This window comes from Streptomyces sp. DSM 15324, assembly GCF_001514285.1.
Taxonomy (GTDB): domain Bacteria; phylum Actinomycetota; class Actinomycetes; order Streptomycetales; family Streptomycetaceae; genus Streptomyces.
On record NZ_KQ949037.1, the window covers coordinates 206,882 to 217,935 of the forward strand.

At 70.1% G+C, this 11,054-nt stretch carries 10 protein-coding genes; 8 read left to right on the top strand and 2 right to left on the bottom strand.

Annotation, left to right across the window (positions count from 1 at the left end):
* Positions 1-161: 161 nt before the first annotated feature.
* The 5 genes from AQJ58_RS36120 (at position 162) to AQJ58_RS36140 (ending at position 4,813) form a co-directional block, all read left to right on the top strand.
* Positions 162-1,247, top strand: a complete 1,086-nt coding sequence (locus AQJ58_RS36120; RefSeq protein WP_067258150.1) for an S-(hydroxymethyl)mycothiol dehydrogenase — start codon at positions 162-164, stop codon at positions 1,245-1,247.
* Positions 1,244-1,879 carry an MBL fold metallo-hydrolase gene (locus AQJ58_RS36125; protein WP_067258153.1) on the top strand — a complete coding sequence of 212 codons (636 nt, stop codon included), beginning with the start codon at positions 1,244-1,246 and terminating at the stop codon, positions 1,877-1,879. The genes AQJ58_RS36120 and AQJ58_RS36125 overlap by 4 nt, the downstream gene beginning before the upstream one ends.
* A gap of 196 nt (positions 1,880-2,075) precedes the next feature.
* Positions 2,076-2,438, top strand: a complete 363-nt coding sequence (locus AQJ58_RS36130; RefSeq protein WP_067258156.1) for a bifunctional 3-phenylpropionate/cinnamic acid dioxygenase ferredoxin subunit — start codon at positions 2,076-2,078, stop codon at positions 2,436-2,438.
* Complete coding sequence (locus AQJ58_RS36135; protein WP_079079431.1) at positions 2,435-3,598, top strand: NAD(P)/FAD-dependent oxidoreductase; 1,164 nt, start codon at positions 2,435-2,437, stop codon at positions 3,596-3,598. Before AQJ58_RS36130 ends, AQJ58_RS36135 begins: the two co-directional genes overlap by 4 nt.
* 84 nt (positions 3,599-3,682) lie before the next feature.
* Entirely contained in the window at positions 3,683-4,813 is a 1,131-nt protein-coding gene (locus tag AQJ58_RS36140) for an aromatic ring-hydroxylating oxygenase subunit alpha (protein ID WP_067258160.1), read from the top strand.
* A gap of 15 nt (positions 4,814-4,828) precedes the next feature.
* On the opposite strand, the gene AQJ58_RS36145 is transcribed toward AQJ58_RS36140, so the two are convergent.
* Positions 4,829-5,575 (bottom strand): IclR family transcriptional regulator, encoded by a 747-nt coding sequence (locus AQJ58_RS36145; protein WP_067258161.1) that lies wholly within the window; start codon positions 5,573-5,575, stop codon positions 4,829-4,831.
* A gap of 204 nt (positions 5,576-5,779) precedes the next feature.
* Here AQJ58_RS36145 and betA point away from each other — a divergent pair, with 204 nt between their 5' ends.
* On the top strand, positions 5,780-7,450 hold the full coding sequence (gene betA / locus AQJ58_RS36150) for a choline dehydrogenase (protein ID WP_067258164.1): 1,671 nt from the start codon (positions 5,780-5,782) through the stop codon (positions 7,448-7,450).
* 3 nt (positions 7,451-7,453) lie between these two features.
* The gene (locus tag AQJ58_RS36155) at positions 7,454-8,290 is read left to right on the top strand and encodes a methylenetetrahydrofolate reductase (RefSeq protein ID WP_067258167.1); all 837 of its coding nucleotides are present in this window, start codon (positions 7,454-7,456) and stop codon (positions 8,288-8,290) included.
* Positions 8,291-8,414: 124 nt separating this feature from the next.
* Here the strand turns inward: AQJ58_RS36155 and purU are convergent, their stop codons facing one another.
* Positions 8,415-9,287 (bottom strand): formyltetrahydrofolate deformylase, encoded by an 873-nt coding sequence (gene purU, locus AQJ58_RS36160; RefSeq protein ID WP_067258168.1) that lies wholly within the window; start codon positions 9,285-9,287, stop codon positions 8,415-8,417.
* A gap of 231 nt (positions 9,288-9,518) precedes the next feature.
* Here purU and AQJ58_RS36165 point away from each other — a divergent pair, with 231 nt between their 5' ends.
* On the top strand, positions 9,519-10,988 hold the full coding sequence (locus AQJ58_RS36165; RefSeq protein ID WP_067258171.1) for an aldehyde dehydrogenase family protein: 1,470 nt from the start codon (positions 9,519-9,521) through the stop codon (positions 10,986-10,988).
* Positions 10,989-11,054 lie beyond the last annotated feature (66 nt).

Below are 11,054 nucleotides of genomic sequence, written 5' to 3' on the forward strand. Positions count from 1 at the left end.
GCAAAGCAGATGGGGTGCCCTGGTGGACCACCGCCCTGGTACCGGCCCCTCGGGAGCCTTGACCGCTGCTCGGCGCTCCAGGATGCTGTGTTGCGGCACATGAGATGCGTGCCGTATTGAGCAACATAAGACTCAGGTCCCGTACCAGCCTAGGAGTGGCCATGGCTCACCAGGTCCGTGCTGTCGTCGCGCGCGCGAAGGGTGCCCCCGTCAGCCTGGAGACGATCATCGTCCCCGACCCCGGCCCGGGGGAGGCGCTGGTCAGGATCGAGGCCTGCGGGGTCTGCCACACCGATCTGCACTACCGCGAGGGCGGGATCAACGACGAGTTCCCCTTCCTGCTCGGGCACGAGGCCGCCGGCACCGTGGAGTCCGTGGGGGAGGGCGTCACGGACGTCGCACCCGGTGACTTCGTCATCCTGAACTGGCGAGCCGTGTGCGGCCAGTGCCGGGCCTGTCGGCGCGGCCGCCCGCAGTACTGCTTCGCCACCCACAACGCCAAGCAGAAGATGACCCTCCTCGACGGCACCGAGCTGTCCCCGGCCCTCGGCATCGGCGCCTTCGCCGAGAAGACCCTGGTCGCCGCCGGGCAGTGCACCAAGGTCGACCCCGCCGCCTCGGCCGCCGCCGTCGGCCTGCTGGGCTGCGGGGTGATGGCGGGCATCGGCGCCGCGATCAACACCGGCAACGTGGGACGCGGCGACAGCGTGGCCGTCATCGGCTGCGGCGGCGTCGGGGACGCGGCCGTCGTCGGCTCCCGGCTGGCCGGCGCGGCGAAGATCATCGCCGTGGACATCGACGACCGCAAGCTGCAGACCGCGCAGAAACTGGGCGCCACCCACACCGTGAACTCGCGCGAGACCGACGCCGTGGAAGCGATCCGCGAGCTGACCGGCGGCTTCGGCGCGGACGTCGTCATCGAGGCGGTCGGCCGCCCGGAGACCTACCAGCAGGCCTTCTACGGCCGCGACCTGGCCGGCACGGTCGTCCTGGTCGGCGTGCCGACCCCGGAGATGAAGCTCGAACTGCCGCTCCTGGACGTCTTCGGCCGCGGCGGATCGCTGAAGTCCTCCTGGTACGGCGACTGCCTGCCCTCCCGTGACTTCCCCATGCTCGTCGACCTCTACCTCCAGGGCCGGCTCGACCTGGACGCCTTCGTCACCGAGACCATCGCGCTCGACGAGGTCGAGAAGGCCTTCGAGCGGATGCACGGCGGCGACGTCCTGCGCTCGGTGGTGGTCCTGTGACATCCGGCGCCCGCATCGAGCACCTCGTCACCTCCGGGACCTTCTCCCTGGACGGCGGCACCTGGGACGTCGACAACAACGTCTGGATCGTCGGCGACGACAGCGAGGTGATCGTCGTCGACGCCGCCCATGACGCCGACGCGATCGCCCGGGCCGTCGGGGACCGCCGGCTCACCGCCATCGTGAGCACCCACGCCCACAACGACCACATCGACGCCGCGCCCGCCCTCGCCGCGCGCACCGGGGCCCCGGTCCTGCTCCACCCCGACGACCTGCCCCTGTGGAAACAGACCCACCCCGACCGCGAGCCCGACGGCGAGCTGGCCGACGGGCAGGTCATCACCGTGGCGGGCGTCGACCTCACCGTGCTGCACACCCCGGGCCACGCCCCGGGCGCGGTCTGCCTGTACGCGCCCGCCCTGTCCGCGCTCTTCAGCGGCGACACGCTGTTCGCGGGCGGGCCGGGGGCCACGGGACGGTCGTACAGCCACTTCCCGACCATCGTCGACTCGATCCGCGACCGGCTGCTGACGCTGCCCGGCGACACGGTCGTCCACACCGGACACGGGGACACGACGACCGTCGCCACGGAGGCCCCGCACCTCCAGGAGTGGATCGACCGCGGCTTCTGACCGCCCTCGCCGCAGCCCTCCGCACGGCGCCCGCATTACCTGTTTCCGCAGGTGGTGCGGGCGTTTCGAGCTGCCTCGGAGGCGGTCCGCGAGGTGGCCCGAAGCGGGTCTCCGGGGGCCTTGACAGGGGTTCTGGGCGACCTCAGACTGATGTTGCGCTTTCCGCAATCCGTTTCGCTATACGCACCGAGGTGTCATGATGATTCCCGCGTGCCGTCTCGAGGATCTCCCGCGAGGCGAGGCCTTCCGGCTCGACATCGACCCGCCGGTCTCGGTGTTCCACACCGACGACGGCGAGCTCTACGCCATCGACGACACCTGCACCCACCAGGACGCCTCGCTCGCCGACGGCTGGCTGGAGGGCTGTGAGGTGGAGTGCCCGCTGCACGCCTCCAAGTTCGACCTGCGCACCGGCGCGGTGGACGCCCCGCCGGCCAAGCTGCCGGTGCGCACCCACGAGGTCGTGGTCGAGGACGGCACGGTCTTCGTCAAGGTCTCCGAGGCGGCTCCCAACCTGCCGCCCTGTGTGGCGTCCCGGCTCGCCGGGGGGCCCGCGTGAGGACGGTGGCCGTGGTCGGCGCCTCCCTCGCCGGCCTGTCGGCCGTACGCGCGCTGCGCAAGCAGGGCTACGACGGCCGCCTCGTCGTCATCGGCGACGAACCGCACCGGCCCTACGACCGGCCGCCGCTGTCCAAGGAGTTCCTCGCGGGGACCCTGGGCGAGGCGGACCTCGCCCTGGAGACCGACGGCGAGGACCTGGGCGCCGAGTGGCTGCTCGGGGTCCGGGCGACCGGCCTCGACCGCACCGAGCGGGCCGTACGGCTCGCCGACGGGCGCGAGCTGAAGGCCGACGGGATCGTCCTCGCGACCGGTGCCGCCGCCCGCACCCTGCCCGGTGCCGAGGGGCTCGCCGGGGTGCACACCCTGCGCACCCTGGACGACGCCCGCGCCCTGCGCGACGCACTCGCCGCGGGGGGCAGCCTGGTGGTGATCGGCGGCGGCTTCATCGGCGCCGAGGTCGCCTCCACCGCCCACACGCTCGGACTCGACGTGACGGTGATCGAGGCGGCGCCCACGCCGCTGGCCGGCCCCCTGGGTGCCGAGATGGGCACCGTCGTCTCCGGCCTGCACACCGACCACGGCGTACGGCTCCTGTGCGGGGTCGGCGTCAAGGGGCTGAGCGGCGAGAGCCGTGTCGACGGCGTGCTCCTCGAGGACGGCCGCAGCATCCCCGCCGACATCGTGGTCGTCGGTGTGGGCGCACGCCCCTCGGTCGACTGGCTCGACGGCTCGGGCATCGCGCTCGACAACGGCGTCAAGTGCGGCGCCGACGGGCGCACCAGCCTCGCCTCCGTCGTCGCCGTCGGGGACTGCGCGAACTGGTACGACCCGCGGGCGGGCGCGCACCGCAGGGTCGAGCACTGGACCGGAGCCCGGGAACGCCCGGACGCCGCGATCGCCACCCTGCTGGCGGGCGGGGCGGTGGAACCCGGGGTGCCCAAGCCGCCGTACTTCTGGTCCGACCAGTACGGAGTGAAGATCCAGTTCGCCGGCCACGCGGCCGGCGCCGACACCGTCACCGTCGAGCAAGGCACCGCCGGGGACCGTGACGTCCTGGCCGTGTACCGGCGCGCCGGGACACCGGTCGCCGTGCTCGGGATGAACCAGCCGCGGCTGTTCACCCGCTGGCGCAAGCAGCTCGCTGCCGCCACCGTCTGACCCCACCCCTGTTTCGACGCCGAGCGGAGTCGTTCTTGCCGGCGCGTGAATGATCCGCCCCCGACGTTTTCCGAGGAGTGCACCGTGACCTCGACCAGCCTGCCGGACAGCCTGATCGCCACCCTTCCCGGCTCCTCCTACACCGATCCCGGGATCTTCGCCCAGGAGCAGGAGCGCATCTTCGAGACCATGTGGTTCTGCGTGGCGCGCGCCTCCGAGCTGGCCAAGCCCGGTGCGTTTCGCACCGTGGACGTGGGCCGCGAGAGCATCCTGGTCACCCGCGCCCGGGACAACTCGATCCGCGCGTACTTCAACGTGTGCCGCCACCGCGGGGCGAAGCTCTGCACGGAGGAGACCGGCGAGGTCAAGCGGGCCTTCCAGTGCCCGTACCACGCCTGGACCTACGACCTGAACGGCAAGCTCGTCGCCGCCCCCAACCTGACCAAGATGCCCGACGTCGGCCGCACCGAGTACGGCCTGACCAGCGTCGCCGTCCGGGAGTGGCTGGGCTATGTCTGGGTGTGCCTGGCGGAGAACCCGCCCTCCTTCGAGGAGGACGTGCTGGGCGCGGTCGTCGAACGCCTCGGCGACATCGCCTCCATCGAGCGCTACGACGTCGACAACCTCTCCGTCGGCAAGCGCATCACGTACGACGTGAAGGCGAACTGGAAGCTCATCATCGAGAACTTCATGGAGTGCTACCACTGCGCCACGATCCACCCCGAACTCACCGAGGTGCTGCCGGAGTTCGCGGACGGTTACGCGGCCCAGTACTACGTGGGCCACGGCGCGGAGTTCGGCGAGGAGATCCAGGGCTTCACCGTGGACGGCTCCGAGGGGCTGGACCGCATCCCCGGGGTGGCCGAGGACCAGGACCGCCGCTACTACGCGATCACCGTCAAGCCGCAGGTCTTCATCAACCTCGTCCCCGACCACGTGATCTTCCATCGTATGTACCCGGTGGCCGTCGACCGCACGATCGTCGAGTGCGACTGGCTCTACCTGCCGCACGTCGTCGAGAGCGGCAAGGACGTCAGCCGCTCGGTGGAGCTGTTCCACCGGGTCAACGTGCAGGACTTCGACGCCTGCGAGCGCACCCAGCCCGGGATGAGCTCGCGGATGTACGCCAAGGGCGGGGTCCTGGTGCCCAGCGAGCACCACATCGGCGCCTTCCACGACTGGGTCAACGAACGCCTCGGCACCCCCCAGGGCTGACACCCGCGGGCCGGCTCAGCCCAGGAAGCCCATGCGGTGGCTGATCTCCTCCGCTCCCTTGAGGAGGATCGGGGAGAGCTCGTGCAGCCGCTCCTCGGTGAAGCGGTAGGAGGGCCCCGAGGCGCTGAGCGCCGCGATGACCACGCCGTCCCGGTCCCTGATCGGGGCGGCCATCGCGTGCAGCCCGATCTCCAGCTCCTCCAGCGTCCAGGCGTAGCCCCGCTCCCGGGCCTCCGCCAGGTTCTTCTCCAGCTTCGTCTTCGCGGTGATCGTGTGCGGGCCGACCTTCTCCAGGCCGGACTTCGCCAGCACCGCGGCCCGCTCCCCGGCGGGCAGATGGGCCAGCAGGACCTTGCCGCTCGACGTCGCGTGCAGCGGGGTCAGCTCACCGACCCAGTTGTGCGCGGCGACGGCCGCCGGACCGCGCACCTGGTACAGATTGATCGCGTAGTGCTCCTGCATGACCGCGATGTTGACCGTCTCGCCGATCTCCTCGGCGAGGCGCTCGCACACGGGGCGGCCCTGCTGGGTGATGTCGAGACGTCCCGTCACCGCGCCGGCCAGGCGTACGATGCCGAAGCCGAGCCGGTACTTGCCGCGCTCGCCCGCCTGCTCCACCAGACCGCGCGTCTCCAGGGCGCCGAGCAGGCGGAACGCGGTGGACTTGTGAACATCGATCTCGGCGGCCACCTCGCTGACGCCCGCCTCGCCGCGCTGGGCCAGGATTTCCAGCACGCTGATGGCGCGGTCGACCGACTGCACGCCGCCGGACTGCGTACTCGACGTTTCGGTGTCTGTGCTGTAGTTGCTCACAGCGCAACTATACGTGCGGTAAACAACGCCTTTGCAAGTAACCCGATCGAAACCGAGGCCACGTAAGTTGCGTGGCTCGCAACCTAGTGCGTATAGCGCTACTGGTATTAGCATGCGTCGCACTATCTGTGGCGCAAGCGAGACGAGGGCTCCATGGCTTCCCTGCAGTACGACTTCGTCATCGTCGGTGGTGGATCAGCCGGCAGCGCACTGGCGAACAGGCTCTCCGCGGATCCGGCGAACCGGGTCCTGGTGCTGGAGGCCGGCCGGTCCGACTACCCGTGGGACGTGTTCATCCACATGCCGGCCGCGCTGACGTATCCGATCGGCAGCCGCTTCTACGACTGGAAGTACGAGTCCGAGCCCGAGCCCCACATGGGCGGCCGGCGCATCTATCACGCGCGCGGCAAGGTGCTCGGCGGCTCCAGCAGCATCAACGGCATGATCTTCCAGCGCGGCAACCCCCTGGACTACGAGCGCTGGGCGGCCGACCCCGGCATGGAGTCCTGGGACTACGCCCACTGTCTGCCCTACTTCCGGCGGATGGAGAACTGTCTGGCCGCCGACCCGGACGACGAGTTCCGCGGCCACGACGGGCCGCTGGTCCTCGAACGCGGACCGGCCGACAACCCGCTCTTCGGCGCCTTCCTCAAGGCCACCGAGGAGGCGGGCTACGCGCCGACCAAGGACGTCAACGGGTACCGGCAGGAAGGTTTCGCCAAGTTCGACCGCAATGTCTCCCGCGGACGCCGGCTCTCCGCCTCCAAGGCCTACCTCAAGCCCGCCCGCAAGCGGCCCAACCTCACCGTCACCACCCGCGCCCTGGTCACCCGTGTCCTGTTCGAGGGCAAGAAGGCCGTCGGCGTCGAGTACCGCAAGGGCCGGGGCGCCCCCCAGCAGGTCCGCGCCAAGGAAGTCATCCTCTGCGGCGGCGCGATCAACTCCCCGCAGCTCCTCCAGCTCTCCGGCGTCGGCAACGCCGAGGAACTGCGCGCCCTCGGCATCGACGTCGTCCACGACCTCCCCGGCGTCGGCGAGAACATGCAGGACCACCTCGAGGTCTACATCCAGTACGCGTGCAAGCAGCCCGTCTCCATGCAGCCGTACCTGGCGAAGTGGCGCGCCCCCTTCATCGGGCTCCAGTGGCTGTTCCGCAAGGGCCCGGCCGCGACCAACCACTTCGAGGCCGGCGGCTTCGCCCGCAGCAACGAGGACGTGGACTACCCCAACCTGATGTTCCACTTCCTGCCCATCGCGGTCCGCTACGACGGCTCGGTGCCGGCCGGCGGCCACGGCTACCAGGTCCACGTCGGGCCGATGTACTCCGACGCCATCGGCTCGGTGAAGATCAAGAGCAAGGACCCGCGCGAGCACCCCGCCCTGCGCTTCAACTACCTCTCCACCGAGCAGGACCGCCGTGAGTGGGTCGAGGCGATCCGGGTGGCCCGCAAGCTGCTCAACCAGCCTGCCCTGGCCCCCTACAACGACGGTGAGATCTCCCCCGGACCCTCCGTGGAGAGCGACGAGGAGATCCTCGCCTGGGTCGCCAAGGACGGCGAGACCGCCCTGCACCCCTCCTGCACCTGCAAGATGGGCACCGACGAGATGTCCGTCGTCGACCCCACCAGCATGCGGGTGCACGGTGTGGAGGGCCTGCGCGTGGTCGACGCCTCGGTCATGCCGTACGTCACCAACGGCAACATCTACGCCCCGGTGATGATGATCGCGGAGAAGGCCGCCGACCTGATCCTCGGCAAGGAGCCCCTCGCCCCCTCCAAGGCCGCCTACTACCGCCACCGCGACGCCCAGCGGCAGGCAGGGTAGACCTTGGCCGCCGACGGGCTGCGGCCGCTCCTGGAGCGGGTCCGCTACGAGGTGCTGCCCGCGAAGTCGACGGAGGACAAGGTCCTCGCCCATGTGCCGCGCGACGTCGTCGTCACCGTGACGGCGTCGCCGGTGAAGGGCCTGGAACCGACCCTCGCCCTCACCGAGCGCCTCGGGGCGCACGGCTACCGCGTCGTCCCGCACGTGCCCGCACGGCTGCTGCGGGACGACGCGCACCTCAAGGAGGTCACCGGCCGGCTGCGCGCGGCCGGTGTCGACGACGTCTTCGTCCCGGCGGGCGACGCGAACCCGCCCGCCGGGGCCTTCCACGGCGCCCTGCCGGTGCTGCGCAGGCTGACCGAGCTGGACAGCCCGTTCGCGCGCGTCGGCATCACCGGCTACCCCGAGAGCCATCCCCTGATCCACGACGACATCACCATCCAGGCGATGTGGGACAAGCGTGAGCACGCCACGTACATCGTGAGCAACCTCTGCTTCGACGCGCGCGTGCTGGGCGACTGGATCGCCCGCATCCGGCGCCGGGACGTCGTCCTGCCCGTGCACGTGGGCGTCGCCGGGCCCGTCCAGCGGGCCAAACTGCTCGCCATGGCGACGAAGATCGGCGTGGGGGAGTCGACGCGGTTCCTCACCAAGCACGCCTCGTGGTTCCTGCGCTTCGCCACGCCCGGGGGCTACTCGCCCGAGCGACTGCTCGGGCGGGCCGAGGAGGCCCTCACGGCGCCCTCCGCGGGGGTCGCGGGCCTCCATGTGTTCACCTTCAACCAGATCGCCGAGACGGAGAGCTGGCGGCGGGCCCTGCTGGACCGGCTCGTGGAGTGACGGGAACCGTATACGAACAGCCGTATACGAACGGGGAGGGGGCGGGACCGGAATTCCGGTCCCGCCCCCTCCCCGTCGGAGGACTCAGGAAGACTCAGGAGGACTCAGGAGGACGCCGGACGACTCAGCGGAAGACGACCGTACGGTTGCCGTCCACCATCACGCGGCTCTCGCTGTGCCACTTCACGGCGTGCGCCAGCACCTGCGCCTCGACGTCGCGGCCGACCGTGACCAGCTCGCCCGGGTCGAGGGAGTGGTCCACGCGGACCACGTCCTGCTCGATGATCTGGCCCTCGTCGAGGTCGGACGTCACGTAGTGCGCGGTCGCGCCGACCAGCTTCACCCCCCGGTCGTAGGCCTGGTCGTACGGCTTCGCCCCCTTGAAGCTGGGGAGGAAGGAGTGGTGGATGTTGATGGCGCGGCCCTCGAGCCGCTTGCACAGGTCGTCCGAGAGGATCTGCATGTACCGGGCGAGCACGACGAGGTCCACGTCCAGTTCCCTCACCAGCTCCAGCAGCCGGGCCTCCGCCTCGGGCTTGGTGTCCTTCGTCACAGGGACGTGATGGAAGGGGATGCCATAGGTGTCCGCCAGTCCTTCGAAGTCCCGGTGATTGGAGACGATCGCCGGGATTTCTATGTTGAGGGAACCCGTGCGCCGGCGGAACAGCAGATCGTTGAGGCAGTGCCCGAACTTCGACACCATGATGAGGGTCCTCGTCGGGGTCGACGCGTCCCGCAGTGTCCAGGAGATCCGATAGGCGTCCGCCACCGGACCGAATCGGTAACGCAGATTTTTCAGATCGGCACTCGGATCCGAGACGTCGAAATGGACCCTCATGAAGAAGCGGCCCTGGAGGCGGTCGTCGAACTGCTGGCTCTCCAGGATGTTCCCGGAGTTCCGGACGAGGAAGCCGCTCACGGCGTGGACCAGTCCCGCGCTGTCGGGACAGGAAAGGGTGAGTACGTACTCACGGCCGGGTTGAGGTCGGGGGGACATGGGCCTCCTCCGTCGGTGCGTAATGCACAACTCTGTGAGCGATGCGCAACATAGTTGGCCGGATCGGGGTCCACGGTCAAGGTCTGTGCGCAAGGGAGAAGGGTCGAAAGGTCTCGTGCGAAATCGTCATCCGCCAACCCCTTGACGGATGTCCGCACATTGGCCAGGGTGTTCCACCACAAGCAATTGAATGCACGATGCGCAACGCATTCCAGCTGAAGGGCTTGGCGCGTGGCAGACCTGTATGTGGACGGTGAATGGCGGGAGCCGGTGGCCGGAGGCCGCCGTGACATCCGATGTCCCGCCGACGGAACGCTCTCCGCGACCGTATCGGAAGGGACGCGTCCCGACACCGAGGCGGCGATCGCCGCCGCCCGTAGGGCCTTCGACGAGGGCCCCTGGCCGCAGACCCCCGAGCGGGAGCGCGGTGCCCTGCTGCTGCGCACCGCCGACATCATCGAGCGCGACGCCAAGCTGTTCGCCCGCGCCGAGTCCCTCGACACCGGCAAGCGGCTGGTGGAGAGCGAGTACGACATCGCCGACGTCGTCTCCTGCTTCCGATACTACGGTGGCCTCGGCGGAACCGACGCCGGCCGGGTGATCGACACCGGCCGCGACGACGCCGTGAGCCGCGTGGTCTACGAACCGGTCGGCGTCTGCGGGCTGATCACCCCCTGGAACTACCCCCTCCTCCAGGCGTCCTGGAAGGTCGCCCCCGCCCTGCTGGCCGGCAACACCTTCGTCCTGAAGCCCAGCGAGCTGACCCCCTCCACCTCCATCCTGCTGCTGAAGGCCCTGGAGGAGGCCGGACTCCCGGCCGGCGTCGGCAACCTCGTCCTGGGCGGCGGACCCGAGGTGGGCGCCCCGCTCTCCGAGCACCCCGGCGTCGACATGGTCTCCTTCACGGGAGGCCTGGAGACCGGCAAGCGGATCATGGCCACCTCGGCGGCGACCGTGAAGAAGGTCGCGCTGGAGCTCGGCGGCAAGAACCCCAACGTGATCTTCGCCGACGCCGACTTCGAGACGGCCGTGGACTTCGCCCTGACCGCCGTCTTCCTGCACTCAGGCCAGGTCTGCTCGGCCGGCGCCCGCCTGATCGTCGAGGACTCCCTGCACGACCGGCTGGTCGACGAGGTCGTGCGCAGGGCCCGCCAGATCCGGCTCGGCGGCCCCTTCGACCCCGACGCCGAGACCGGGGCGCTGATCTCGGCCCAGCACCTGGCCAAGGTCGAGGCGTACGTCGCGGCCGGCATCGCCGAGGGCGCCGTCCTGCGCTGCGGCGGCGAGCGCCCCACCGACCCCGCCCTCGCGGGCGGCCACTACTACCCGCCGACCGTCCTCGACGAGTGCCGGCAGGACATGCGTGTGGTGCACGAGGAGTCCTTCGGGCCCGTGCTGACCGTGGAGCGCTTCACCGACGAGGACGACGCCGTACGGATCGCCAACGACACCGAGTACGGCCTCGCCGGAGCCGTCTGGACGCAGGACGCCGGCAAGGCCCAGCGGGTCGCCCGGCGACTGCGTCACGGCACGGTGTGGATCAACGACTACCACCCCTATGTGCCGCAAGCGGAATGGGGCGGTTTCGGACACTCGGGCGTGGGCCGCGAGCTGGGACCGACCGGCCTGAACGAGTACCGAGAGCCCAAGCACATCTGGCAGAACATCCACCCCCGGCCGCAGCACTGGTTCCGCGGCTGAACGCCGAAAAGAGGGCGAACGTGACCCCCACGCAGACCGAGGTATCCCAGCGGCGCGACACACCTC

Excerpts from the sequence above, each read along its gene's own strand:
- AQJ58_RS36120 (WP_067258150.1), top strand. The coding sequence starts at position 162 with ATGGCTCACCAGGTCCGTGCTGTCGTCGCGCGCGCGAAGGGTGCCCCC.
- AQJ58_RS36130 (WP_067258156.1), top strand. The coding sequence starts at position 2,076 with ATGATGATTCCCGCGTGCCGTCTCGAGGATCTCCCGCGAGGCGAGGCC.
- betA (WP_067258164.1), top strand. The coding sequence starts at position 5,780 with ATGGCTTCCCTGCAGTACGACTTCGTCATCGTCGGTGGTGGATCAGCC.
- purU (WP_067258168.1), bottom strand. The coding sequence starts at position 9,287 with ATGTCCCCCCGACCTCAACCCGGCCGTGAGTACGTACTCACCCTTTCC.